The sequence below is a fragment of the Anaerophaga thermohalophila str. Valhall genome (assembly GCF_000250735.1).
In the GTDB taxonomy this organism is placed as follows: domain Bacteria; phylum Bacteroidota; class Bacteroidia; order Bacteroidales; family Marinilabiliaceae; genus Anaerophaga; species Anaerophaga thermohalophila_A.
Genome location: NZ_AHZV01000050.1, coordinates 1 through 26,174, shown reverse-complemented (window position 1 = coordinate 26,174; position 26,174 = coordinate 1). Strand labels below are relative to the sequence as shown.

20 protein-coding genes and 1 tRNA gene are annotated in these 26,174 nt (G+C 42.2%); 20 read left to right on the top strand and 1 reads right to left on the bottom strand.

The genetic code is table 11. The features are described from left to right. Positions 1 to 498: 498 nt before the first annotated feature. From tamL to OQ5_RS0102090, 20 genes are all read left to right on the top strand, one after another. Positions 499 to 2,697: a translocation and assembly module lipoprotein TamL gene (gene tamL, locus OQ5_RS0102180; RefSeq protein ID WP_255297342.1), complete on the top strand. Its 2,199-nt coding sequence runs from the start codon at positions 499 to 501 to the stop codon at positions 2,695 to 2,697. 149 nt (positions 2,698 to 2,846) lie between these two features. Continuing rightward, positions 2,847 to 3,926: a class II fructose-bisphosphate aldolase gene (gene fbaA / locus OQ5_RS0102175; RefSeq protein ID WP_016775920.1), complete on the top strand. Its 1,080-nt coding sequence runs from the start codon at positions 2,847 to 2,849 to the stop codon at positions 3,924 to 3,926. Between the two features lie 128 nt (positions 3,927 to 4,054). Continuing rightward, positions 4,055 to 5,374: a sodium-dependent transporter gene (locus tag OQ5_RS0102170; protein ID WP_016775919.1), complete on the top strand. Its 1,320-nt coding sequence runs from the start codon at positions 4,055 to 4,057 to the stop codon at positions 5,372 to 5,374. A 52-nt stretch (positions 5,375 to 5,426) separates the two neighbouring features. After that, positions 5,427 to 6,422, top strand: a complete 996-nt coding sequence (locus OQ5_RS0102165) for a ComEA family DNA-binding protein (RefSeq protein WP_016775918.1) — start codon at positions 5,427 to 5,429, stop codon at positions 6,420 to 6,422. Positions 6,423 to 6,661: 239 nt separating this feature from the next. Continuing rightward, entirely contained in the window at positions 6,662 to 6,853 is a 192-nt protein-coding gene (gene rpsU / locus OQ5_RS0102160; RefSeq protein ID WP_016775917.1) for a 30S ribosomal protein S21, read from the top strand. An 87-nt stretch (positions 6,854 to 6,940) separates the two neighbouring features. Then, positions 6,941 to 7,825, top strand: coding sequence for a tyrosine-type recombinase/integrase (locus tag OQ5_RS0102155; RefSeq protein WP_016775916.1), 885 nt, complete (start codon positions 6,941 to 6,943; stop codon positions 7,823 to 7,825). A 17-nt stretch (positions 7,826 to 7,842) separates the two neighbouring features. Continuing rightward, positions 7,843 to 8,142, top strand: a complete 300-nt coding sequence (hpf, locus tag OQ5_RS0102150) for a ribosome hibernation-promoting factor, HPF/YfiA family (protein WP_016775915.1) — start codon at positions 7,843 to 7,845, stop codon at positions 8,140 to 8,142. A gap of 748 nt (positions 8,143 to 8,890) precedes the next feature. Next, positions 8,891 to 10,078, top strand: a complete 1,188-nt coding sequence (gene tuf, locus OQ5_RS0102145; RefSeq protein ID WP_016775914.1) for an elongation factor Tu — start codon at positions 8,891 to 8,893, stop codon at positions 10,076 to 10,078. Positions 10,079 to 10,135: 57 nt separating this feature from the next. Then, positions 10,136 to 10,208, top strand: a tRNA-Trp gene (locus OQ5_RS0102140). A 49-nt stretch (positions 10,209 to 10,257) separates the two neighbouring features. Further along, complete coding sequence (secE, locus tag OQ5_RS0102135) at positions 10,258 to 10,452, top strand: preprotein translocase subunit SecE (protein WP_026055069.1); 195 nt, start codon at positions 10,258 to 10,260, stop codon at positions 10,450 to 10,452. 27 nt (positions 10,453 to 10,479) lie between these two features. Further along, positions 10,480 to 11,022 carry a transcription termination/antitermination protein NusG gene (gene nusG, locus OQ5_RS0102130; protein WP_016775912.1) on the top strand — a complete coding sequence of 181 codons (543 nt, stop codon included), beginning with the start codon at positions 10,480 to 10,482 and terminating at the stop codon, positions 11,020 to 11,022. Between the two features lie 116 nt (positions 11,023 to 11,138). After that, positions 11,139 to 11,582, top strand: a complete 444-nt coding sequence (gene rplK, locus OQ5_RS0102125; RefSeq protein ID WP_016775911.1) for a 50S ribosomal protein L11 — start codon at positions 11,139 to 11,141, stop codon at positions 11,580 to 11,582. A 15-nt stretch (positions 11,583 to 11,597) separates the two neighbouring features. Beyond that, positions 11,598 to 12,293, top strand: a complete 696-nt coding sequence (rplA, locus tag OQ5_RS0102120) for a 50S ribosomal protein L1 (RefSeq protein ID WP_016775910.1) — start codon at positions 11,598 to 11,600, stop codon at positions 12,291 to 12,293. Positions 12,294 to 12,325: 32 nt separating this feature from the next. Further along, positions 12,326 to 12,844: a 50S ribosomal protein L10 gene (rplJ, locus tag OQ5_RS0102115; protein WP_016775909.1), complete on the top strand. Its 519-nt coding sequence runs from the start codon at positions 12,326 to 12,328 to the stop codon at positions 12,842 to 12,844. 42 nt (positions 12,845 to 12,886) lie between these two features. Then, complete coding sequence (gene rplL, locus OQ5_RS0102110) at positions 12,887 to 13,267, top strand: 50S ribosomal protein L7/L12 (RefSeq protein ID WP_016775908.1); 381 nt, start codon at positions 12,887 to 12,889, stop codon at positions 13,265 to 13,267. 105 nt (positions 13,268 to 13,372) lie between these two features. Then, positions 13,373 to 17,182 carry a DNA-directed RNA polymerase subunit beta gene (gene rpoB / locus OQ5_RS0102105; RefSeq protein ID WP_016775907.1) on the top strand — a complete coding sequence of 1,270 codons (3,810 nt, stop codon included), beginning with the start codon at positions 13,373 to 13,375 and terminating at the stop codon, positions 17,180 to 17,182. A 73-nt stretch (positions 17,183 to 17,255) separates the two neighbouring features. Beyond that, positions 17,256 to 19,571 (top strand): DNA-directed RNA polymerase subunit beta', encoded by a 2,316-nt coding sequence (gene rpoC / locus OQ5_RS24070; RefSeq protein WP_255297341.1) that lies wholly within the window; start codon positions 17,256 to 17,258, stop codon positions 19,569 to 19,571. Further along, positions 19,537 to 21,534 carry a hypothetical protein gene (locus OQ5_RS24065; RefSeq protein WP_255297340.1) on the top strand — a complete coding sequence of 666 codons (1,998 nt, stop codon included), beginning with the start codon at positions 19,537 to 19,539 and terminating at the stop codon, positions 21,532 to 21,534. The genes rpoC and OQ5_RS24065 overlap by 35 nt, the downstream gene beginning before the upstream one ends. A gap of 155 nt (positions 21,535 to 21,689) precedes the next feature. Next, positions 21,690 to 22,019, top strand: coding sequence for a DUF3467 domain-containing protein (locus tag OQ5_RS0102095; protein WP_016775906.1), 330 nt, complete (start codon positions 21,690 to 21,692; stop codon positions 22,017 to 22,019). A 316-nt stretch (positions 22,020 to 22,335) separates the two neighbouring features. Continuing rightward, positions 22,336 to 25,281 (top strand): glycoside hydrolase family 3 N-terminal domain-containing protein, encoded by a 2,946-nt coding sequence (locus OQ5_RS0102090; RefSeq protein ID WP_100221861.1) that lies wholly within the window; start codon positions 22,336 to 22,338, stop codon positions 25,279 to 25,281. A gap of 31 nt (positions 25,282 to 25,312) precedes the next feature. On the opposite strand, the gene OQ5_RS19985 is transcribed toward OQ5_RS0102090, so the two are convergent. After that, positions 25,313 to 25,999 carry an AlbA family DNA-binding domain-containing protein gene (locus OQ5_RS19985; RefSeq protein ID WP_016775904.1) on the bottom strand — a complete coding sequence of 229 codons (687 nt, stop codon included), beginning with the start codon at positions 25,997 to 25,999 and terminating at the stop codon, positions 25,313 to 25,315. Positions 26,000 to 26,174 lie beyond the last annotated feature (175 nt).

Below are 26,174 nucleotides of genomic sequence, written 5' to 3'. Positions count from 1 at the left end.
TGAAAGCAAAATTATAATTAAATGTATGAGTGCGGTATAAAAAGCATATTTTTGTCAAAATCAATGCGTTTTAAATTTTTGTACCGGAGTTAAATCGTTGTTAATGAGGATGTAAAAATTTAAAACAACACAGAGTTTGGCAACAAAGATGCTTTTAGACCGCACACATGTATATGGGGCTGCTTTTAAAAGAGCTATTTTTGTCAGAGCTAAAGCGCCGAAATTTTTTCGGCAAGAGTTAATTTTTTGATAATAAGCATTTAATGTGTATCCGGGGAAAGGAACCGGGCAAAAAGAACCTTTCAGGAATGGATGCATGAATAATTTTGGTTTCTTTGCATAAGAGCAGCGTTTTGAATTCCGAATTTTTCAGTGAAATTGTCGAAAAACAGAAATATAAGAATAATACAAAATGTCCTGTTGTTATTGACGGGCGGTTTGTTACTTTTTCTGGGCAGTTGTTCTTCAACTAAATTTGTCCCGGAAGATGAACACCTTTTGACAAATGTAAAAATTAAAAATAAGGCCGGAGATATTAGCCGTGAAAAATTGAAGCCATATGTCCGCCAGCATGAAAACACAAAGCTTCTTGGTTTCTGGAAGTTTTATCTGGGATTATATAATTTGTCGGGTCAGGATGATGATAAAGGCTTTAACCGGTGGCTCAGAAGAATTGGCGAAGAACCTGTAATTTTCGATCCTTATCTCGTATCCCAGTCGGCTCAGCAAATGAAATTATACCTTAACAATCAGGGTTATTTTCAGGCTTCTGTAAACGATACCGTTATATATCACGGAAAACAGAAAGCTAAAGTTGTTTATTCCATCGATCCCGGGGACCGTTATTATATCAATGATGTAGATTACAGGATTGAAGACGACAGCATCCGCAACGAAGTACTTGCCGATACACTTGAAACCCTGCTTCGCGAAGGCCGTCCGTTTACTGTTGAATTGCACGAAAGGGAGCGCGAACGCATTAATGAAAACCTTCGAAACAAAGGGTTCTATAAATTCTCTGAAGAATTCATCTATTTTTTATCCGATACTTCAATAGGCGATTATCGTGTGAATGATTCTTTGATAGTAATGAGTCCTGAGGAAGTTCTCGGCAAAAAACATCATCAGAAGTATCGTATCGACAATGTGTTGTTCCAGGTAGGAATTGGGACAAATGAGCTCTTGAACGAAGATACAGTAAGAGTTACGAATGGATTTGACACGCTAAGAATTGAAGACGTATACATTGTTTATGAAGACGAGCTCTCTTTTAAACCTCAGTTGCTCACCAGTTCCACTTATATCCGTTCCAACGATTATTTCAATGCGGAATTGGTGGATCGTACGCATCAGTTGCTTAGTAGTCTCAGGCTTTTCAGATATATTAATATCCGATTTAGGGAAACCGGAAGAACCAATAACAACAACGAACCGTTGCTGGATTGCATCATAAGTCTCTCGCCCGGTAAACCGCAATCTTTTTCTGTCGATATCGAAGGAACCAATTCCTCTGGTAATATAGGAGCCGCCGGAAGCTTTAATTATCAGCACAAGAATCTCTTTAAAGGGGGCGAGTTCTTTACTCTGAATACAAGACTGGCACGTCAAAACCAGTTTGTCAGGTCTTCCACAGAGGAATTCAATACCATAGAAATTGGTGGTGAAGCATCAATAGTTATTCCTCGTTTCTGGATACCTTTACGAATACAGCAATTTCGTCAGCGATATAACCCCAAGACAAATCTTTCTCTGGCATATAACTACCAGCGCCGGCCCGATTATACACGCACTATTGCCAATGCCCGGCTGGGCTACAACTGGAGATCCTCACGTTACATCACTCACGCCTTTTATCCGTTAGAATTTAACCTGGTCAATATTCCCAATTTGAGCCGGGAGTTTGAAGAACGGATCAGTGAAACATTTTTGAGGTATACCTATGAAGATCACCTGATTGTGAATATGAATTATTCGTTTTTGTTTAATCAGCAAACGCTCGGGCAAAAAAATGATTTTTGGTATTTTAGGGCAAATCTGGAATCGGCCGGAAATGTTCTTTCTTTGTTGTCTCCCTTGTGGGAAAACGGAAATAACGGTGATTACAGCCGGTTGTTAGGAATCCGATATGCACAGTATGTGAAGTCAGATATCGATTTACGGTTTCACAACAGAATAGACAGGTATACTTCTCTTGTTTGGCGCTTTTTTGCAGGGGTTGGGGTACCTTATGGTAATTTGAACGTTTTACCTTTCGAAAAAAGATATTTTTCGGGTGGGGCCAACAGCATCAGAGCATGGCCTGTCAGAGGTCTTGGCCCCGGAAGCTACAGTGAAGAAGAATTCCGGTTTTACAATCAGACAGGGGATATGAAAATGGAAATGAACCTGGAATATCGCTTTAAATTGTTCTGGTTGCTTGAAGGCGCATTGTTTGTTGATGCCGGTAATATCTGGAGCATCCGTGAAAGTTCCAGTCCGGAGGGAGGACTTTTTGATGTCCGTAATTTTTATGAAGAAATAGCTGTGGGTACGGGTATTGGCGCTCGCTTCGATTTTAATTATTTCATTTTTCGCTTCGACATGGGACTTAAAACCCATGATCCCTCCTTACCGGAAGGAGAAAGATGGATTCCGCTTAGCCGTCCATGGCGATGGGACGATGTAGGATTTAACTTTGCCATTGGTTATCCTTTCTGACATCGGAAATTCGTTTGTGCTTGCTTTATTTTCTATTTTATTTTTAAATTTGCACGAATTTGTAATCAATTTTGTATTATATGGTTACGTTTTGTTGAAAAATGTTTTCAAAACGTCGTTAATTTAATATCTTATCAAATAATATTGTTATGAAACAAAGAATTTTGGATGTTGTAAAACCCGGTGTTGCAGTAGGGAAAGACCTTCAGGAAATTTTTCGCATTGCCCGCGAGAACCAGTTTGCTCTTCCCGCTGTCAACGTGGTAGGTTCGAATTCTGTAAATGCAGTAATGGAAGCAGCAAAAATAGCCAAGGCTCCTGTAATTATTCAGTTGTCCAATGGTGGTGCTTCTTTCTATGCCGGTAAAGGTGCCAGTGGTGAAGGCCAGGAATTGGCTATTAAAGGTGCTGTAGCTGCCGCTAAACATGTGCATTTGCTGGCCGAATCTTATGGAATTCCTGTTATTCTGCATACCGATCACGCTGCTAAAAAATTATTGTCCTGGATTGATGGTTTGCTCGACGAAGGAGAAAAATTCTTCAAAGAAACCGGAAAACCGCTGTTTAGCTCCCACATGCTCGACCTTTCCGAAGAAACTCTTCAGGAAAATGTTGATATCAGCAAGAAATACCTGGAGCGAATGAGCAAAATGGGCATGACGCTCGAAATAGAGTTGGGAATTACCGGTGGTGAAGAAGATGGTGTGGATAACACAGGTGTCGACAATGCCATGCTTTACACTCAGCCTGAGGATGTGGCATTTGCTTATGAAGAGCTGAAGAAAATTTCACCTAACTTTACCGTTGCTGCTTCGTTTGGTAATGTTCATGGTGTATACAAACCCGGTAATGTGGTGCTCCGTCCCGATATTTTGAAGAATTCGCAACAATACATATCTGAGAAATTCGGTACCGGGGAGAAACCTGTTAATTTCGTATTCCATGGTGGTTCGGGTTCATCACTGGAAGAAATTCAGGAAGCTGTAAGTTATGGTGTGATTAAAATGAATATTGATACCGATACACAATGGGCTTTCTGGGATGGTGTTCGTGAATATGAAGCCAAATATCACGACTACCTTCAGGCCCAGATTGGTAACCCCGAAGGGGAAGACAAGCCGAATAAGAAATATTACGATCCGCGCAAATGGTTGCGTGCAGGTGAAGAAGCAATGGTTAGCAGGCTTCAGGAAGCGTTCAAAGCACTTAATTGTGTTGACGTATTGTAATAATCTTGTGTATCAGGATTTTTATCTTTGACCCCCATAATTGAATGGGGGTTTTTTTAAGTGGTTTAATAGAAAAGTCTGCTCCTGAAAGAGAATTTCAGGTGTGGACTCTTAGAAAGCATATTTTTATGTCCTCTAATACACCATCCAGAGATAGTTTTACCAACAAGTTTGGAATTATTGCTGCTGCAGCAGGGTCTGCAATCGGACTGGGAAATATTTGGAGGTTCCCTTATGTCCTGGGCGAAAACGGTGGGGGTGCCTTTTTACTCGTTTATCTGGCATTTGTGCTTATGATTGGGGTTCCCGTTATGATTTCGGAGTTGCTCATAGGACGAAGGGCTCAGCTTAATGTTTTTGGAGCGTTTCGGAAACTGGCTCCCGGTCAATTTTGGTATCTGGTGGGTGTAATGGGGGTTGGTGCGGCATTTCTGATCCTGGCTTTTTATTCGGTTGTGGCCGGGTGGACTTTACACTATGTATATCTTAGTCTGACAAATTCTTTGGCTGGTAATACACCGGGCGGGATGATCGAAACATTTGAGAATGTTCAGGCAACTAAAGGCCTTTCTGTTTTTTGGACACTTCTTTTTCTCGGGGCAACCGCTTATATTGTCAGATCGGGCATTGAAAAGGGTATTGAAAAATATACTAAGGTGTTGATGCCCCTGTTGTTGCTGATAATTTTAATTCTCATTATCCGTTCTGTAACATTAGAAGGAGCATCCGAAGGATTGGTATTTCTTTTTAATCCTGATTTTTCAAAAATAACTTCCGATGTAGTTCTGGAAGCACTGGGACAGGCATTTTTCTCTTTAAGTATAGGTATGGGTGTAATTGTTACCTACGGTTCCTATATAAAGAAAAACGAGAGCCTTGGCGGAACCGCACTCTCTGTGTCCCTTGCCGATACTTTGATTGCCGTTCTTGCAGGTGTGGCCATCTTCCCGGCAGCTTTTGCTTTTGATATGGCGCCCAATCAAGGGCCAGGACTGGTTTTTATTACTCTGCCCAATATTTTCAACCAGATGGTTGGGGGCTATATTTTCGGATTATTGTTTTTTGTTTTGCTGACCATTGCCGCGCTTACTTCCTCTATATCTTTACTCGAAGTCGTGGTGGCTTATTTTTCGGAGGAGTTGAAACTAAAACGAAAGCGTGCTACCTGGATTGCTGCAGGCATTATTGGCGTTCTTGGCATTATTTGTGCATTTAGTTCGTCTGTTTTCAACGTTTTTGATAAGTTTTCTTCCAACGTTCTTCTTCCGCTTGGCGGACTGCTGATTGTAATTTTTGTTGGTTGGGTGATGGGTGCAACTATGCCTCGCGAAGAAATTGAAGCCGACGGACGAAAAGCGCACTACTACAAAGGATTTTTGTTTGTTATTAAATTTGTTGCGCCGATAGCTATTGCTTTGGTTTTTCTGAAGGGATTAGGATGGATTTAAAAAATCGTGTTGGTTAATTATTTGGTTTTTATTATTTTGGCAATAAAAACCAATGTGGAAAGATTGGCTTGCCTTTACCCGGAAAGAACAATACGGTATCATTCTTCTTGCTGTATTGATGTTTATACTTGTCATTTTCAGGCTCTTAATGGTGTTGGTATGGGAACCGCCTGAGATGAACATCATAACTGATGTTTCTCAATACATTGAGCCGGAAAATGTAGCTGTAGATTTGCCTCGTTCTCATGAAGAAAAACATCCGCACAAAAATTCATATCACTTCAAATCTTTTGATCCAAATCATGTTACTGTGACAGAGCTGGACCGTATGGGGTTACCTCATTATGTCATCATTAACTGGATCAAATATCTTGAATCGGGCGGAAGTTTTTCTGAACCCAATGATATTGGCAAAATTTATGGTCTGGATTCGCTTCTTGCACAAGAATTAAGTCAGTTTGTCTGTTTTTCCGGTCAGGCAGAACAAATAAATCTTTATCAGGAGCACGAACAAAAAGAAAGCGTTTCAAATGTGCCCGCAGCTTCATTTTCTGATTTTTATGATTCGACAGAAGGTAACAAAGCGTCAGATTATCTTGCTGATTCCGATTACGTTATCGAACTCAATAGTGCTACTGCATCCGGTCTAAAACGATTACGCGGAATTGGCAATGTGTTGTCAGAAAGGATTATAGATTATCGGGAACTATTGGGTGGATTTTATTGTAAGGAGCAGGTTTATGAGGTGTATGGAATATCAAAAGAACTTTATGAAAGCATCCGTCAACATTTAGTCGTCAGAAAACAACCTTACCGAAAGATGGATATTAATAAAGCATCGGTTCGTTATTTAAAGAAACATCCCTATCTCAACTTTTATCAGGCACGCGATATTGTTGAATACCGAAAACGCAATGGAGACATTGCTTCTGCCGAAGAGCTGAAACAAATAGAATCGATTGACGCGCAGACTTATCAAAAGATTATTCCATATTTCAAATTTTTTGATGAAAATGAGATGAACCCGGAACAAAAAATTGAGAATTAACTTGTTTCAATCGGAAAACTTCATTTTCTTTGCACCTGAATTTTTAGCCTGATTTATGATTAGATCAGGCCGGGTTTTGATAAAAAGGTCACAATAAACATCTAAAAGATTGGAGGTTGTTAACTTTTTGAAGGGAAAAAAGGAATAATTTTTGTTCGCTATTTTTTTGCAAATGAGTTGTTTTTCTTATTTGCTTTAGAATTTTTTAAAACATTATTGAAATTTTAAAAGTTAGAATTATGATAGTAGTTCCTGTTAAAGAAGGAGAAAACATAGAGCGAGCTCTGAAAAAATTTAAGCGTAAGTTTGAGAAGACTGGTGCAATGCGCGAAATTCGTACCCGTCAGGCTTTTATAAAGCCGTCTGTTCGCAGGCGCGAAGAGATAAAAAAGGCAGCTTATATTCAGAAGCTTCAGGAAGACAATGAATAGAGAATTTCTCATTTAAAACGCCTGACTTTTCAATGGTTTTTTCGTATATTCGTTAAACACTATAGGTTGAAAAGTCAGGCGTTTTTTATGCAATATATCGATTCCTTTTTAAGTTATCTCAAATACGAAAAACGAAGTTCCAGGCATACCCTGATTGCTTACGAAGCTGACCTCAGGCAGTTCGGGCAATATATGGAAGAGATGGGGGTTGTTGATGAACGCGAGATCAAAACCCGTTTTATTCGCGATTGGGTGGTTACCCTGCACTACAACAATTTAAAACCGCGCTCCATTCATCGAAAAATTGCTTCTTTAAGGGCTTATTTCAAGCATTTGTTGCGTGAAGAAATAATTTTATCCTCTCCTGTGGAGGGAGTGATACTACCGAAACTTCCTAAAAATTTGCCCGACTTTGTCAAAGAAAAGGAAATGGACTTTTTGCTTGATCACGTTTCATTCTCAGATGATTATACTGGCATTCGCGATCGTACCATCATTGATCTTTTTTATGGAACCGGGATGCGACTGTCCGAATTGGTTGCTCTGAGGGACAATGATCTTGATTTAAAATCCGGGCTGGTAAAGGTTTTGGGAAAAAGAAATAAAGAACGGCTTGTCCCGATGAACCGTAGTACCATTCATGCTGTTAATGACTATATAAGAGTAAGGAACAGTACTTTTGGCAGTGAGAGATTTCCTGTATTTTTTCTGACCGATAAAGGCAAAGCCATTTACCACAAATTGGTTTATCGAATTGTTAATAAGCATCTCAGGACGGTCACCACATTGGCTAAGAAGAGTCCGCACATATTAAGACATACCTACGCCACAATTCTTTTAAACAGAGGAGCCGATATTAATGCCATTAAGGAATTGCTCGGGCATGCAAATCTTAATGCCACTCAGGTTTATACTCATAATACATTTGAACAATTATCATCAATTTATAATCAGGCCCATCCAAGGGCATAAATAATGGAGGAAAGTCTATGAACATTACGATTCAATCAGTGCACTTTGATGCATCTTCGAGACTTGAGGACTTTATCCGGCAAAAGGTCGGGAAGTTGGACCAGTTTTCAGACGATATTATTGGCGCTGAAGTCATACTTCGGCTCGATAAGTCGGAAACCAGCGAGAATAAACTGGTTGATATTGAGTTAGATATCCCGGGGAACAATTTGTTCGCCAAAAAACAAAGTAAGACTTTCGAGGAAGCTGTTGATTTGGCTTGTGAAGCATTACGAAAACAACTTGTGAAGAGAAAAGAAAAATTAAAAGCGAAATAATTACTGTTCGTCTATAAACTCGCAAAAATTTTCACAATATGTGTGTGTTCAGAAAGTGCCGGTAGCAAGGCTTGCGAAGCCGCCACAAACGGCGTTTACTTCTCGTAAATGAGTATTTTGGCGGCAAACATAACGCAGCAAATGGCACTTTATGGACAGACACTAATTAGTGCCCGTCTATAAAGTCTGGAAAATTTCTTACTTATCATGTGTCTGTTCAGAAAGTGTCATTTACAAGGCTTGCGAAGTCCGAAAATACGGAGTTTACTCATCGTAAATGAGTAATTTTCGGACGAGCGAAACACAGTAAATGGCACTTTATGGACAGACACTAATTAATCATCAGGTTAAAAAAGAGTGCGTTATTTTTTGGCGCTATTTGAAAAATATTATACATTTGCACACCGTTTTCGGTGGCTCAAATAGCTGTCGGAACTGATTTTAATAGGCTGGTTATGAGTGATAATCAGCCTATTAAAATGAATAGGGAAGGGGTTTAGGGCATTCGAAATTGATACTTTTTTTAATTCAAAGATCAGTCTTTAGTTATCTGATTTTTTGGAAAAAAGAGATGTTTTTATGGATTATTGCCTTGAAAATGTTTATCTTTATGCCCCGCAAAATGAGGGTAAAACACGGTTCGGGCAAAAATAGAATCAGTTTTTACGCTTGATATTCAGTTTTTTGAAGATTCTATAATAAAATAAGTGGTTTCAATTTATATCTAATTGTCTAATAATTTCGAGTTATGGCTAAAGAAACATTTCAAAGGACGAAGCCTCACGTTAATATCGGTACCATCGGTCACGTAGACCATGGTAAAACTACTCTGACTGCTGCTATCACAAAAGTGTTGGCAAAGAAAGGTTGGTCCGAAATCAAAGAATTTGATGCAATTGACAATGCCCCCGAGGAAAAGGAGAGGGGTATTACTATTAACACAGCTCACGTTGAATACCAGACAGAGAAGCGTCACTATGCTCACGTTGACTGTCCTGGTCACGCCGACTATGTGAAAAACATGGTTACCGGTGCCGCTCAGATGGACGGAGCTATCCTGGTTGTAGCCGGTACTGACGGCCCAATGCCTCAGACCCGCGAGCACATCCTTCTGGCACGTCAGGTGAACGTTCCCAGCGTCGTTGTATTCCTTAATAAAGTCGACATGGTCGATGACGAGGAACTGCTCGAGCTGGTTGAGATGGAAGTTCGCGATCTGTTGAGCTTCTACGAATTTGATGGTGAAAATGCACCTGTTATTAAAGGATCCGCTCTTGGTGCATTGGAAGGTGATGAGAAGTGGGAAGAAAAAATCATGGAACTCATGGATGCTGTTGATAGTTGGATCCCCACTCCCGAGCGTGACAACGAGAAGCCTTTCCTGATGCCAATCGAAGATATCTTTTCAATTACCGGACGGGGTACAGTTGCTACCGGTCGTATTGAAACCGGAATTATTCGCACCGGTGAAGAAATGGAAATCATCGGACTCGGTGCACAAGGAAAGAAAACAGTTTGTACCGGAGTTGAAATGTTCCGTAAGATTCTGGACGAAGGTCAGGCAGGTGATAACGTTGGTCTGCTGCTCCGCGGTATCGATAAGAAAGAAGTTAAGCGTGGAATGGTTTTGGCCAAGCCTGGTTCAATCACACCTCACACCAGGTTTAAGGCTGAGGTTTATGTTTTGAAGAAGGAAGAAGGTGGACGTCACACTCCGTTCCATAATAAATACCGTCCGCAGTTCTACCTGCGTACATTGGATGTTACCGGTGAAATTTCATTGCCTGAAGGCACTGAGATGGTTATGCCCGGTGATAACGTGACCATTACCGTTGATCTTATCTATCCCGTAGCATTGAATGTAGGTCTGCGTTTCGCTATCCGCGAAGGTGGTCGTACAGTAGGCGCCGGACAGGTAACCGAAATTCTGGAATAGTAAAATATTCTGAATAAAGCACAGGGTGGAGCAGATTTTCTGCTCCCTCCTTTGAACACGGGTGTAGCTCAGTTGGTAGAGCACTGGTCTCCAAAACCAGGTGTCGGGAGTTCGAGTCTCTCCTCCCGTGCATAAATATGTTTGCCGGTAAAGAGCAGACAAAAGCACAAGAGAAAAGTATGGAAAAGATAAAGGCCTATTTTAAGGATGTTCATCACGAATTGGTTAATAAAACTTCCTGGCCAACCTGGCCCGAATTACAAAACAGTGCTATTGTAGTTATGATTGCATCCGTAATCATTGCCGCAGTAGTTTACGTGATGGATTTTTCTTTTGACCACTTGTTACAGTGGGTTTATCAGCAATTTTATTAAAATAATAAGGAAGAAGGAATTGTTCCGATGAGTGAAGATATTCAGAAGAAATGGTATGTAGTCCGGGCTGTCACGGGAAAGGAAAAAAAGGCCAAAGAATTTATAGAAAGTGAAATTGCCAGCCGGAACCTTCAGGACTATGTCAGCCAGGTTTTAATACCCACCGAGAAAGTTTTTCAAATACGTAACGGTAAAAAGATCAGCAAAGAAAGAACTTTTTATCCGGGCTACGTGTTTATTGAAGCTGCACTTGTGGGAGAAATTCCTCATATTCTTAAGAATATTACACATGTTATCGGGTTCTTAGGCGATGATCACCCTGTTCCTATGCGGGAATCTGAAGTGAACCGTATGTTAGGAAAAGTGGATGAGCTTACTGAAACCGAAGAAGAAATCAATATTCCGTTTTATGTAGGGGAGACTGTAAAAGTTATAGATGGCCCATTCAACGGTTTTAACGGAGTTATTGAGGAAGTGAATGAAGAGAAGCGCAAACTGAAAGTCATGGTAAAGATTTTCGGTAGAAAGACACCGCTTGAATTAAGCTTTTTACAGGTAGAAAAAGAATAAGTACGCTTCATCGAGCAGCGGAGCTTCCAGGGCAGTTTAATGTAATTGCCTCTGCAGGTGAAAAAAGTTCTTGTTCTTGTAAACCTGATTATTAATAACCAACATGAATTGCTACAATGGCTAAAGAAGTAGAGACTTTAATCAAACTTCAGATCAGAGGTGGCGCAGCAAATCCTTCACCCCCCGTGGGCCCTGCATTAGGAGCCAAAGGGGTGAATATTATGGAATTCTGTAAGCAATTCAACGCTCGAACACAGGAAAAAGCCGGCAAGGTTTTGCCTGTTGTTATTACTGTCTATAAAGACAAATCATTCGATTTTGTTGTAAAAACTCCTCCTGCTGCCGTGCAGCTTCTGGAGTCGGCAAAAATAAAATCAGGCTCCTCCGAGCCCAACCGTAAAAAAGTGGCCTCGGTTACCTGGGAACAGGTAAAAGCCATTGCCGAAGACAAAATGAGCGACTTGAATTGTTTTACTGTCGATTCTGCAATGAGGATGATTGCTGGTACCGCCAGAAGTATGGGAATCACTGTTGAGGGTGATTTTCCGGTTAACAATTAAAATCCGTTTGCAACAATGACAAAACTAACAAAAAATAAAAAGTTAGCGTTAGAAAAGATCGAAGCCGGAAAGCAATATCCCATTGAAGATGCTGCCAAATTGGTGAAGGAGATTTCCAAAACCAGGTTTGATGCCTCCGTTGATATTGACATCCGACTTGGCGTGGACCCACGAAAAGCCAATCAAATGGTACGCGGTGTTGTGACGCTTCCTAATGGTACCGGAAAAGAAACACGCGTTCTGGTGTTGTGTACTCCGGATAAGGAAGAAGAAGCTAAAGCCGCCGGTGCCGATTATGTAGGGCTCGACGAGTATATTGATAAAATCAAAGAAGGTTGGCTCGATGTTGATGTTATCATTACTATGCCCAGTGTAATGGCTAAAGTTGGTGCTCTGGGACGGATACTCGGACCACGCGGTCTGATGCCCAACCCCAAGAGTGGTACCGTTACCATGGATATTGCTAAAGCTGTTAGTGAAGTGAAGGCCGGTAAAATTGACTTTAAAGTAGATAAGTACGGTATTGTACATTCTACTGTAGGAAAAGTCTCTTTTTCGCCCGATAAACTCGCTGAAAATGTGCGTGAATTTATAGGTGTCATCCAAAAGCTGAAGCCTTCAGCCGCTAAGGGAACCTACATTAAGAGCATTACGCTCTCAAGTACCATGAGTCCCGGTATTCCTATCGAAACAAAATCGGTGGAGGTTTAAAGTTTAATGTTAACTGAAGAGTATTAGGAATCATGAAAAAGACAGATAAAAGCGCACTTATTAAAGAGCTGTCGGACAAAATCAATGAGTATAGTCACTTCTACGTGACCGATACACTTGGTTTAAATGCCGGTCAGACCAGCAATCTTCGTCGCGAATGCTTCAAGAAGGATATTAAGATGATGATGGTGAAGAACACCCTCTTTAAACTGGCTATAGAGCAAAGCGACAAGAAGGTGGAAGGTATGGACGATGCCTTTAAAGGTACTTCAGCTGTTCTTTTCTGTAATACAGGAAATGTTCCTGCCAAATTAATCAAAGAATTCCAGAAAAAAACCGAACTCCCTGTGTTTAAAGGGGCTTTTGTTGAGGAATCTGTTTATTTGGGCAGCGATCAACTGGAAGTGCTTACTAAAATTAAGTCTAAAGAAGAATTACTGGGCGAGGTTATTGGTCTTTTGCAGTCCCCTGCGAAGAACGTTATCTCAGCTTTGCAATCCGGTGGAACTAAAATTCACGGAATTCTTCAAACCCTTAGTGAAAAGGAATAATTTTTTACAAACTGAAATTGAAATTTATTAATACCTAAGACAATGGCAGATATTAAGAAACTTGCAGAAGAATTGGTAAATTTGACTGTTAAAGAAGTTAATGAACTTGCTGATACTTTAAAAGAAGAATATGGAATTGAACCTGCTGCTGCAGCCGTAGCAGTTGCCGGTGGTGCTGCTGCCGGTGGCGAAGAAGGCGGTGCTGCCGAGCAAACTGAATTTGATGTTATCCTGAAGTCGCCTGGTGGATCAAAACTGGCTATCGTTAAGCTGGTTAAAGAAGTTACCGGTGTTGGTCTGAAGGAAGCTAAAGAGCTCGTGGACAAAGCACCTGCTCCCATCAAAGAAAAGGTCTCAAAAGAAGAAGCTGAAAGTCTTAAATCTCAATTAGAAGAAGCTGGAGCGGAAGTTGAACTTAAGTAGACAGGAAAAATATACCTGAATACGGTTACGGTTTAGGAACCCGTTTTTACGGGATCCTAAACCTTTTTATGCTTATATGTTTAAGTTCAAATAATTTGTTGATAGATGACTCCAATTACTACCGAAAGGATTAGCTTTGCTACCATCAAAAACCAACTGGACTATCCCGATTTTCTGGAAATTCAGTTGAAATCTTTCCGCGAATTTTTTCAGATGGGTACAACCCCTGAGGAAAGGAAAAACGAGGGGTTATGGCAGGTTTTCATGGAGAATTTTCCAATTACCGATACGAGGAACAATTTTGTTCTGGAATTCCTGGATTATGGTGTTGATCCGCCACGATATACCATCGAAGAATGTGTTGAAAGAGGACTGACTTATTGTGTGCCCCTGAAAGCCAAACTGAAATTATATTGTACCGATCCGGAGCACGAAGACTTTGATACTGTTGTACAGGATGTATATCTGGGTACTGTACCCTACATGACTGATAAAGGTAGCTTTATTATTAATGGTGCCGAGCGGGTCATCGTCTCTCAGTTGCATAGATCACCCGGAGTTTTCTTCGGACAAAGTGTACATGCAAACGGCACAAAACTTTATTCTGCCCGCATCATTCCTTTCAAAGGATCATGGATAGAATTTGCAACCGACATTAATAATGTGATGTATGCTTACATCGACCGTAAGAAAAAACTGCCGGTTACCACATTATTGCGGGCTATTGGTTACGAAAGCGATAAGGATGTTCTTGAAATTTTTAACCTCGCTGATGAGGTTAAGGTTTCAAAAACAGCTCTTAAAAAAGTTGTCGGCCGAAAACTTGCTGCCCGGGTTCTGAAAACCTGGATAGAGGATTTTGTAGATGAAGATACCGGCGAGGTCGTTTCTATTGAACGGAATGAGGTGATTATTGACCGTGAAACCGTTCTTGAGGATGAGCATATTGATGAAATTATAGACGCGGGAGCCAAAACAATCCTCCTTCATAAGGAAGATCAAAATCTCTCCGATTACGCTATTATTTATAATACCCTGCAAAAAGACCCATGTAACTCTGAGAAAGAGGCTGTTGTTCACATCTACAGGCAATTACGAAATGCAGAACCGCCTGATGAGGCCACAGCACGTGATGTGATTGACAAATTGTTCTTCTCCGACAAACGTTACGATTTGGGTGATGTCGGGCGTTACCGCCTGAATAAAAAACTGAATCTGAATATTGATCTTGACACCAAGGTACTTACACGCGACGATATGATCGCAATTATTAAGTACCTGATCGAGTTGATCAATTCAAAAACTGAAGTTGACGATATTGACCATCTTAGCAATCGTCGTGTACGTACGGTGGGCGAACAAATGGCAAATCAGTTCGGCGTCGGACTGGCCCGTATGGCCCGTACCATTCGCGAACGTATGAATGTGCGTGATAATGAGGTGTTTACACCTATTGATCTTATCAATAGTAAAACATTGTCTTCTGTTATTAACAGTTTCTTTGGAACCAATGCTTTGTCTCAGTTCATGGATCAGACCAATCCGTTGGCTGAGATTACGCACAAGCGACGGATGTCAGCCCTCGGTCCCGGTGGTTTGTCTCGCGAAAGAGCCGGTTTCGAGGTAAGGGACGTTCACTATACCCATTACGGTCGGCTCTGTCCTATCGAAACACCAGAAGGACCCAATATTGGTCTGATATCTTCACTTTGTGTGTTTGCAAAGGTCAATAATCTTGGGTTTATAGAAACACCCTACCGAAAAGTTGAAACCAGTAAGGTTGATCTATCCAACAAAGGTGTTTTTTACCTGACTGCTGAGGAAGAAGAGGCGAAGATTATTGCCCAGGCCAATGCTCCGCTTGATGATGATGGGCGTTTTGTTAACAGCAAAGTTAAGGCTCGTCATGATGGGGATTTCCCGCTTATCGACCGCGAAGAAGTGGCTCTGATGGACGTAGCGCCCAACCAGATTGCATCGGTTGCGGCATCTCTGATTCCTTTCCTTGAACATGATGATGCCAACCGTGCTTTGATGGGGTCAAACATGATGCGTCAGGCTGTTCCTTTGCTTCGTCCCGAGGCTCCTGTCGTGGGAACAGGTCTGGAAGGAATCCTGATCCGCGATTCACGAACTCAGATCGTTTCTGAAGGTTATGGTGTTGTGGAATATGTTGATGCCCAGGAAATTGTTGTTCGCTACGACCTTACTGACGAAGAGCGTTTTGTTAGCTTTGAACCTGAAACAAAACGTTATACACTGACAAAATATAAAAAGACCAACCAGAGTACCTGTGTTGATATGAAACCGCTCGTGAAAAAGGGCGACCGGATAGAACCAGGACAAATTCTTACCGAGGGGTATTCAACGCAAAACGGTGAACTGGCGCTGGGGCGTAACCTGAAAGTGGCCTTCATGCCATGGAAGGGCTACAACTTTGAAGATGCTATTGTTGTCTCCGAACGGTTGGTTAGGGAGGATGTGTTCACTTCTGTTCATATTGATGAATATTCACTTGAGGTGCGTGATACCAAACGTGGTTTGGAAGAGTTGACCGCGGATATTCCCAATGTGAGTGAAGATGCAACGAAAGAACTTGACGAAAACGGGTTGATCAGAATTGGTGCTCACGTTAAGCCAGGTGATATTCTGATCGGTAAAATCACCCCCAAAGGAGAGAGTGATCCTACACCCGAAGAAAAACTTCTGAGAGCAATTTTTGGAGAAAAGGCCGGCGATGTTAAGGATGCTTCTCTTAAAGCCTCCCCCTCATTGTCCGGGGTAGTGATCGATAAAAAACTTTTCTCAAGGGTGCTTAAAGATCGGAAGAATCGTACCAGCGATAAACCGGCTTTAGCTAAAATTGAGCAGGAGTTTCACCGGGCTGCTGAAGAGTTGAAGGGCCGGCTCGTCGATAAACTATTCTCTTTGATTAATGGTAAGACCAGCCAGGGAGTTAAAGATTATCTGGGAGTAGACCTGATCTCAAAAGGGACTAAGTTTACCCAGAAAATACTTCAGGAGTTGGATTACAATACGGTCAATCCAAATAAATGGACTACCGATAAGGAAAAGAATGAGCTTATACAGAAGGTCATCCACAATTACAGGATGAAATATAAAGAGCTCGATGCTAAAGAGAAGAGACAAAAATATAATCTTACAATCGGAGATGAACTGCCTGCCGGAATTGTGCAGCTGGCCAAAGTTTATATTGCCAAGAAGAGAAAAATAACAGTGGGTGATAAAATGGCCGGCCGTCATGGTAACAAAGGTATCATCTCAAGAATTGTTCGTCAGGAAGATATGCCATTCCTTGAGGACGGAACACCTGTCGATATTGTGTTGAATCCACTGGGAGTGCCTTCACGGATGAACCTTGGTCAGATTTATGAGACCGTACTTGGTTGGGCCGGAGAAGTTCTTGGTGTGAAATTTGCAACACCGATTTTCGACGGTGCTTCAAATGAGGACCTCATTGAATGGACAAGGAAGGCTAAATTACCGGATTTCGGTAAAACATATCTTTATGACGGAGGTACTGGTGAAAGATTTCACCAGCCCGCAACGGTGGGCGTTATCTATATGCTGAAACTTGGCCACATGGTCGAGGATAAAATGCATGCCCGTTCTATCGGACCTTACTCATTGATTACTCAGCAGCCTTTGGGTGGTAAAGCTCAATTTGGCGGACAGCGCTTTGGTGAGATGGAGGTATGGGCTCTCGAGGCTTTCGGAGCTTCCCATATTCTTCAGGAAATTCTTACCGTTAAGTCCGATGATGTCGTCGGTCGCGCTAAAGCTTACGAAACCATCGTGAAGGGAGACCCGCTTCCCATGCCGGGAATTCCCGAATCACTCAATGTGTTGCTGCATGAAATGCGTGGTCTTGGATTGAGTGTGAATCTTGAATAGTACTCAGGCTGTGTGTTGCACCGTGCAACACACCATGCCTTTTTAGTTTTAAATTTCTAATACTCGGCTATATATGGCATTCAGAAGAGATCAGAAAGTCAAGAGTAATTTTTCCCGTATTACAATAGGTTTGGCTTCTCCCGAGGAAATTCTCGAAAGATCCAGCGGTGAAGTACTAAAACCTGAAACAATTAACTATCGTACCTATAAACCCGAACGGGACGGGTTATTCTGCGAACGCATTTTTGGACCTGTTAAGGACTATGAATGTCATTGCGGAAAATATAAACGTATCCGTTACCGGGGTATTGTATGTGACCGTTGTGGTGTTGAAGTGACCGAAAAGAAAGTGCGTCGCGAACGTATGGGACACATCTCCCTTGTTGTTCCTGTGGCACATATCTGGTATTTCAGGTCGCTTCCTAACAAAATTGGCTATTTGTTGGGTTTGCCTACAAAAAAACTCGATTCCATTATTTATTATGAGCGGTATGTGGTTGTCCAACCAGGGGTGACTGCTGCCGATGGTGTTAAATATATGGATTTCCTGACTGAAGAGGAATATCTCGATATTCTCGACAGTTTGCCAAAAGACAATCAGCATCTGGATGATGAAGACCCCAATAAATTTATTGCCAAAATGGGGGCCGAGGCGTTGCATATGATCTTATCGCGTCTTGATTTGGATGAATTGTCTTATGAGTTACGTCACAAAGCCAGCACAGAGACTTCACAGCAGCGGAAAAATGAAGCTCTTAAGCGATTGCAGGTGGTCGAATCTTTCCGTGAATCTAAAGGGGTGAATCGTCCCGAATGGATGATTGTGAAAGTCGTGCCCGTAATCCCACCGGAGTTGCGACCGCTTGTTCCTTTGGACGGTGGACGTTTTGCCACTTCCGATCTTAATGACCTGTATCGAAGGGTAATTATCCGGAACAACAGGTTAAAGCGGCTGATTGAAATAAAAGCACCTGAGGTCATTTTGCGCAACGAAAAGCGTATGCTTCAGGAAGCTGTGGATTCGCTTTTTGATAACTCGCGCAAATCAAATGCAGTTAAGACAGATGCTAACCGTCCGTTGAAATCTCTTAGCGACAGCCTTAAAGGAAAACAGGGACGTTTTCGTCAAAACCTTTTGGGTAAACGTGTTGATTATTCTGCCCGTTCTGTTATTGTGGTTGGTCCCGAGTTGAAAATGCATGAATGCGGTCTGCCTAAAGATATGGCTGCCGAACTCTATAAACCTTTCATTATTCGGAAATTGATTGAAAGGGGAATTGTTAAAACCGTTAAATCGGCCAAGAAAATTGTTGACAGAAAAGACCCTGTTGTATGGGACATTCTGGAAAATGTTCTGAAAGGACACCCGGTCTTGTTGAACCGTGCTCCAACATTGCACAGGTTAGGTATTCAGGCATTCCAGCCCAAATTAATTGAGGGTAAGGCCATTCAGTTGCACCCGCTCGCCTGCTCAGCGTTTAACGCCGACTTCGACGGTGACCAGATGGCTGTACACCTTCCTTTGGGAAATGCTGCCATTCTTGAAGCGCAAATGTTGATGCTGGCCAGTCAGAATATTCTGAACCCGGCCAATGGTGCCCCCATTACTGTTCCTTCGCAGGACATGGTGCTTGGTTTGTATTACATGACCAAGGCAAGACCGGGAGCACGCAACGAGGGCCTGGTCTTCTATTCACCAGAGGAAGCAAAAATTGCCTTTAACGAGGGCAAAGTTGAGTTGCATACCAAGGTGAAGGTGAAAACCCGCGATCTGAATGAAGAAGGTGAACTTGTTGAAGTAATGCTCGATACTACCGTTGGCCGCATATTGTTCAATGAATATGTGCCCGAAGAGGTCGGATATATTAATACCCTTCTGACAAAGAAAGCCTTGCGCGATATTATCGGACGTGTTCATAAAGTTTGTGGTACTCCGAGAACAGCCGCTTTCCTCGATGATATTAAATCTCTTGGTTATCGGCTGGCTTTTGAAGGCGGACTGTCATTTAATCTTCAGGATGTGATTATTCCTGCCGAGAAAGTCACTCTTGTTGATGATGGATATAAAGAAGTGGAAGAAGTGATGAATAACTATAACATGGGATTTATCACTAACAATGAGCGCTATAATCAGATTATTGATATCTGGACACACGTCAATGCCCGTCTGACTCAAACACTCATGAATCAGTTGAGTTCCGACAAGGAAGGGTTCAACTCTGTTTTCATGATGCTCGATTCAGGGGCCCGAGGATCAAAAGAACAAATCCGACAGCTTTCCGGTATGCGTGGTCTGATGGCCAAAACCCCAAAAATCTGGTGCCGACGGAGGGCAGATTATCGAAAACCCGATTTTGTCAAACTTCAAAGAGGGACTTTCCGTTCTTGAGTACTTTATCTCTACTCACGGTGCCCGTAAAGGTTTGGCTGATACCGCTCTGAAAACTGCAGATGCCGGTTATCTGACCCGTCGATTGGTTGATGTTTCGCAGGATGTTATCATTAATGAAGATGATTGCGGTACATTGCGCGGACTTACAGCCACCGCTATTAAGAGTAATGAAGAGGTTGTTGCTTCACTGTACGAACGTATTCTCGGAAGAGTTTCGGTGCATGATGTTTATCATCCCCATACCGGCGAAATTATAGTAAAAAGCGGGGATGAGATTAACGAGGAAGCTGCACGGATTATTGAAGAATCTCCTATTGAAAGAGTAGAAATACGTTCGGTACTTACATGTGAGTCCAAGAAGGGAGTGTGTGCCAAGTGTTATGGCCGTAACCTGGCCACTGGCAAGATGGTTCACAAAGGTGAGGCTGTTGGTGTAATTGCTGCCCAGTCAATTGGTGAACCTGGTACCCAGTTGACCCTGCGTACATTCCACGTTGGCGGTACGGCTTCGAACGTAACTTCCGAAAACAGCATGCTTGCCAGGTATGAGGGAATCGCTGATTTTGATGAATTAAGAACCGTACCCTATACGACAGAAGAAGGACTTGATGTTGATGTGGTGATCGGACGTTTGGCGGAATTAAGGATTGTAGATAAAAACACCAATATTTCGCTCACGACTCAGCCCATCCCTTATGGAGCCAAGCTTTTTATTAAGAATGGTGCCGAATTGAAAAAGGGCGATTTGATTTGTGAGTGGGATCCTTTTAATGCCTTGATTATTACAGAAAAATCGGGTACCGTTTCTTTTGAAAATATGATTGACGGAGTAACCTTCAAAGAGGAATCGGATGAACAGACTGGTTACAGAGAGAAGGTAATCATTGAAACACGTGACAAAACGAAAAACCCGGCCGTTCACATTAAAGATTCCAAAGGTGAAATACTGAAAGTTTATAACCTCCCTGTTGGTGCTCACATCGCTGTTGATGAAGGGGATCAGATTAAGCAGGGTGAGACTATTGCCAAGATACCCCGCGCTGTTGGGCGTTCAGGCGATATTACAGGAGGTTTGCCCAGAGTAACGGAGCTGTTCGAGGCCAGAAATCCTTCCAATCCGGCAGTTGTTTCCGAGATTGACGGCGAAGTGGCGTTTGGAAAGATTAAGCGGGGTAACCGTGAAATCATTGTGACATCCAAGAACGGAGAGGTGAAAAAGTACCTGGTTCCATTGTCAAAACAGATACTTGTTCAGGAAAACGACTATGTTCGTGCAGGCACACCACTTTCTGATGGTGCTATTACCCCGGCTGATATCCTTGCCATTAAAGGACCAACAGCCGTGCAGGAATATATTGTTAACGAAGTTCAGGATGTATACCGTCTGCAGGGAGTGAAAATCAACGATAAACATTTCGAGATCATTGTTCGTCAGATGATGCGTAAAGTTGAAATTGATGATCCGGGCGATACCAAATTCCTCGAAAAGCAGATCGTTGACAAGGTTGAGTTTATGGAGGAAAACGATGAGATTTGGGGTAAAAAGGTAGTCATTGATGCCGGAGATTCAACAACATTGCGTCCAGGACAGATTGTTACAGCCCGACGTCTGAGAGATGAAAATTCTCAGTTGAAACGTAAGGACCTGAAACTTGTTCAGACTCGCGATGCCGTACCTGCAACATCAAGTCAGGTACTACAGGGGATTACCCGGGCTGCATTGCAGACGAAGAGCTTTATGTCGGCTGCTTCCTTCCAGGAAACAACCAAGGTTCTTAACGAAGCCGCCATTCAGGGTAAGGTGGACAACCTCGACGGATTAAAAGAGAATGTAATCTGTGGCCATCTGATTCCTGCCGGTACCGGTTTACGGGAGTACGATAAAATTATCGTAGGTTCGCAGGAAGAATACGATAAACTGGTTAATAAACGCGAATCGGAACAGATTACTGATGAATAAAAAGGGACGTATTTGGTTAATTACGAACCGTTGATATAAAAAGCGCGATTTTCTTTAGGGGAAATCGCGCTTTTGTCATTTTAAGCAACATCGAATTCGTCTAAATTCAATATCTTTAACCTGATTTAATGGTCAAATCTTAAAAAAGGCAAAAAATGGAAGACCAAAACAGTAACAAAAAAGGACAAATGAAGATTGAGCTTAATCCTGAAGTGGCTCAGGGCATCTATTCCAATCTGGCTATCATAAGTCATTCTCCATCAGAATTTGTGATCGATTTTGCCCGCATTATGCCGGGAGTTCCAAAAGCTTCCGTAAAGTCACGAATTGTGCTTACCCCGGAACATGCCAAGCGTTTGTTGCAGGCCTTGAAAGATAACGTGGCCAGATTCGAGGAAAACCACGGACCTATTAAAAGTATTGGTGGCCATGGTGATCAGGGTGGCTTCCCGCCTATGAATTTTGGCCCTGCCGGACAAGCCTGAGCTTAGCCTGAGTTGCTTTAAGCTGAGGAGATAAAAGTAACCGGGAGCCTTAAGACAGAGTTTAGAAGATGGAAGCCTATAGTGTCGTGTCATGTATAAAATGTCGTATAAGTTGAAACTGATTTTTGCTTTTTTCAAAATGAAAAAAAGCGCGCATAGCCATAGCTACGTAAGCTTTTTGTCATGAAGAAAAAACGAAAATCAGTGATGCTTGGTGCGATATTTTATGCTTGACACGACACTAGCCTTTTATCTCTAACCTCTAACCTCTAACGTTCTATTGTACTTACTTTCTCTTAAAAAAATTCTTAGATAAATGATGAGATCAATAAAATTGATTCTCCTGGCCGCATTTTTATTTGTTTTTATCGGTCAGGACCAAATTTTGGCGCAAAACCCTAATCCATCATACATCATACAGTCAGGCAGATTTTGGGCTGATTCGGTTTATCAGACAATGTCACCTGAAGAACGTATTTCCCAGTTGTTTTGGGTAACGGTTGATGCTTCAGGCCTTCCTGCTGAGGAATATCCCGATATAGAATTGATAAAGAAATGGCGGCCGGGAGGCATCATTTTCTTTCGCAGCGATTTGGATCGTATGGTTAAAATGGCGAATTATATGCAGGGACTCTCCAAAATACCGCTTTTTGTTGTAGCTGATGGTGAGTGGGGGCTCGGAATGCGGTTCAATGAAACCATATCTTATCCGTATGCAATGACCCTTGGGGCCATCCGGGATGATCAGATGATCTATCGGATGGGGAAAGAGGTTGCCCGTCAATTCAAAGAAGCGGGTATCCATGTTAATCTTGCCCCTGTTGTCGATGTCAACAATAATCCCGGCAATCCTGTGATTGGACATCGTTCTTTTGGTGAAAACCCGGTTAATGTTTCCAATAAAGCTCTTGCCTATATGAGGGGACTGCAGGAAGGTGGTGTTATGGCCGTTGCCAAACATTTCCCGGGACACGGAGATACAGATAAGGATTCACATAAAACTCTGCCGCATATTTCCCATTCGCGAAGGCATCTGGAGCAAATAGAGCTCAAACCTTTTTCCGAATTAATTAATTCGGGGGTATGGGGAGTTATGACAGCTCATCTTGAAGTACCGGCGTTGGATTCCCGAGAAGGAATTCCGGCCAGTTTATCAAAGAGAATTGTTAAAGATGTTTTGAAAGATTCCCTGGAATTCAAAGGGTTAGTGATTACAGATGCCGTGAATATGCAGGGCGCCAAAACCATGGGTGCTCCGGGAGTAGTGGACGCAATTGCTTTGGAAGCCGGGAACGATGTGGTCGAGTATACCGAAGACTTGCCTGGCGCTATTGAATCTGTTAAGGAATTTATCTCCAGTGGGCGAATAACCTGGAAAGATGTTGAAGAAAAGTGTAAAAAGGTTTTGGCCTTCAAGTACTACATGGGATTGTACAATTCTGTTGAGACCAGAATTGATAGCCTTGAAGCAAGGATAAATACACCCTCTGCCAAATTGCTGCAACGGCAGTTGTATGAATCAGCAATGACTGTTTTGGTGAACCGGGGACGCTCCATTCCAGTACGGGATTTGGATCAGGGACGCTTTGCTTGCGTAACTATTGGTGATGCCCGGACTTTCGAAGAGAGGGTATTGGCCTATAAAGAGATGCCTGTTTTTCGAATTGATCCCGCAAAAAAGGAACTAATTAAAAGCATGCAGGACGAACTGAAGAAATACGACCGGATAATTATTGCAATAGGGGCTGAAGGAGAAGCACTGTCATACCATTTTAAAAGGACGCTCATTGATTTTCTTGGAGAGAAGAAGAGCCTCGTGGCCTTTTTGGATTCTCCGTACCGGTTGAAATCCTGGGACGGTCTGGAAAATACGGATGGCTTACTCCTGGGGTATCAGGACAATGAAATTACGCAGGATATAGCTGCTCAGGTTTTGTTTGGAGGAGTTGGAGCTTCGGGCAGACTTCCGGTTTCAGTTGGAAATTTGTATAAATGCGGAGACGGAGTGGATACTCAGGGTGGCATCCGTTTTAAATACACCTTGCCTGAAGAAGCCGGAATGGATAGCAGATACATCTCCTGCAAAGTCGATTCAATAATCGGCAGAGGAATTGAAGAAAAGGCTTTTCCAGGCTGCCAGATTTTAGTGGCTCGAAGGGGGAAAGTGGTTTTTAACAGGGCTTATGGGTATCATACCTATGAAAAACGGCAGAAGGTTGCTCTTAATGATCTTTACGATCTGGCATCAGTGACCAAGGTGACCGGCCCGTTGCCGGCATTAATGAAATTTTACGGAGATGGGAGGATGGAATTAGATGCACCACTCAGTAAATACTTCCCCGACTGGCAGTCCCGCTTTTTGCACCCATCAAACAAAGAACATCTGATTTTACGGGAAGTACTGGCACATCAGGCAGGGCTGATTCCTTATCTGGCTTATTGGAGAAAGGTTGTGAAAAATGGCGAATATACATCGCGATGGTTCGATTTTAGTCACGGTCTGAAAGTGGATGATCATCTTTATCTGAAACCCCGGTTTAAGAAAAAAATTTACCGGTCTATCCGTAAAAGTGAATTGTTGGAAGAGAAAGAATACAAATATTCCGGTCTTTCGTTTGTTATTTTTCCCGAAATGATAAGCAGAATTGCCGGAAAAGAGTATGAGCAGCTTCTTGATTCTGTGTTTTACAAGCCTCTTGGAGCATCTTCTTTAATGTATAACCCGCTCCAAAGGTTTTCTAAAAAGCAGATTATTCCCACCGAGTATGATGCCTATTTCAGAAGAAACCAGGTACATGGATATGTTCATGATGAAGCAGCTGCAGTGTTAGGCGGTGTCAGCGGAAATGCCGGTTTGTTCTCCAATGCCAACGATCTGGCAAAATTATGGCAAATGTATCTGAATGAAGGAACTTATGGGGGAGAAAGATTTATCCCTTCTTTTGCCGTCCGAGAATTTTCTGAAGTGCAGTTTCCGGAAAATGATAACCGTCGCGGATTAGGCTTTGACAAGCCTTTGTTTGACAATGCAGGATTACCACTGGAGGAGGCGTATCCTGCACCGGGCGTCAGTAGTAAAAGTTACGGGCATTCAGGATTTACCGGCACATTTGTTTGGATTGACCCAGAATATGAAATGGTTTTTGTGTTTTTGTCGAACAGAGTATTTCCCACCCGTGAAAATTCAAAAATTTACGATCTGAACATCCGGACTTCAGTACAGCAGGTATTCTATGACGCGATAAATCGTATCAATGATTAAGACAGAAGAGTTACAAAGTTTTATTGTCTGTTTATATGAGTTTATGAACATCCTTTATTTCTGTTTTATCGGGACTTTTTTCAAGTTGTTCTTTGAGGGCATAAAACGCTCCGTTTTCGGTCAGTTTTATGTCAATGATTCCCATAACGATGAGATTAACCAGTATCTTTTCGGCTTTTTTGCGCGATATTTTTGCGATGCGTGTGAATTTTGAATGGGTAATGTATTTGTCTTCATTGTTGAGCCAGGTAAGCAGTATTTGTTCCGGTTCCTGTAACTGGAAAAAAGTTCCCCGGTTTCTTTTTTGGCGCATCCACACCTTAAGGAGTATGCGGTTGGCCAAAAGGTTTTTATCGTTGACCCTTACATATACTTTATACTTTCCTTCTTTTGTTGGGGCTTTGTGTGGTTTTTTATTGCTTTTGGGAATGATAATTTCAACAACCGTTTTTCCTTCAATATGCCATTCATGCAATTTAAAGTCAACGGCAGGCCGGCAATACCGTTTGGCGGCTGCCTCAATCATGTAGTATTCTTCGTCGGATGATACGCCGGCAATACGCCCGTTGTCTTTTACTCCGACTAACAATCGCCCTCCTTCAGTGTTGGCAAAAGCAGCCAAAGAACGTGCAATCTTTTTGCTGTCGTTGATGGCGTACTTGAAATCCTGCTGAAGATGCTCACCTTCCGCAATCCTGCTTTTCAAATACCTGTTCACTTCTTCTTTCCTTTTGAGTACAAATTTCGGGAAAATTAAGGGGAAAATGAAACGGGCATAGCAAAGTTTGTTGCATCAGGAGTGGGTTAAGGTTCTTGAATGCGAGTTCCATTAGGCCTTGAAAATCAAATTATATACGGTAGAAACGAGCATGACAAGGTTTGCCATAATAGAT

Bases quoted from the DNA above. Each gene is read 5' to 3' on its own strand.
- fbaA (WP_016775920.1), top strand. From the start codon at position 2,847: ATGAAACAAAGAATTTTGGATGTTGTAAAACCCGGTGTTGCAGTAGGG.
- OQ5_RS0102170 (WP_016775919.1), top strand. From the start codon at position 4,055: ATGTCCTCTAATACACCATCCAGAGATAGTTTTACCAACAAGTTTGGA.
- OQ5_RS0102165 (WP_016775918.1), top strand. From the start codon at position 5,427: ATGTGGAAAGATTGGCTTGCCTTTACCCGGAAAGAACAATACGGTATC.
- rpsU (WP_016775917.1), top strand. From the start codon at position 6,662: ATGATAGTAGTTCCTGTTAAAGAAGGAGAAAACATAGAGCGAGCTCTG.
- OQ5_RS0102155 (WP_016775916.1), top strand. From the start codon at position 6,941: ATGCAATATATCGATTCCTTTTTAAGTTATCTCAAATACGAAAAACGA.
- hpf (WP_016775915.1), top strand. From the start codon at position 7,843: ATGAACATTACGATTCAATCAGTGCACTTTGATGCATCTTCGAGACTT.
- tuf (WP_016775914.1), top strand. From the start codon at position 8,891: ATGGCTAAAGAAACATTTCAAAGGACGAAGCCTCACGTTAATATCGGT.
- secE (WP_026055069.1), top strand. From the start codon at position 10,258: ATGGAAAAGATAAAGGCCTATTTTAAGGATGTTCATCACGAATTGGTT.
- nusG (WP_016775912.1), top strand. From the start codon at position 10,480: ATGAGTGAAGATATTCAGAAGAAATGGTATGTAGTCCGGGCTGTCACG.
- rplK (WP_016775911.1), top strand. From the start codon at position 11,139: ATGGCTAAAGAAGTAGAGACTTTAATCAAACTTCAGATCAGAGGTGGC.
- rplA (WP_016775910.1), top strand. From the start codon at position 11,598: ATGACAAAACTAACAAAAAATAAAAAGTTAGCGTTAGAAAAGATCGAA.
- rplJ (WP_016775909.1), top strand. From the start codon at position 12,326: ATGAAAAAGACAGATAAAAGCGCACTTATTAAAGAGCTGTCGGACAAA.
- rplL (WP_016775908.1), top strand. From the start codon at position 12,887: ATGGCAGATATTAAGAAACTTGCAGAAGAATTGGTAAATTTGACTGTT.
- rpoB (WP_016775907.1), top strand. From the start codon at position 13,373: ATGACTCCAATTACTACCGAAAGGATTAGCTTTGCTACCATCAAAAAC.
- rpoC (WP_255297341.1), top strand. From the start codon at position 17,256: ATGGCATTCAGAAGAGATCAGAAAGTCAAGAGTAATTTTTCCCGTATT.
- OQ5_RS0102095 (WP_016775906.1), top strand. From the start codon at position 21,690: ATGGAAGACCAAAACAGTAACAAAAAAGGACAAATGAAGATTGAGCTT.
- OQ5_RS0102090 (WP_100221861.1), top strand. From the start codon at position 22,336: ATGATGAGATCAATAAAATTGATTCTCCTGGCCGCATTTTTATTTGTT.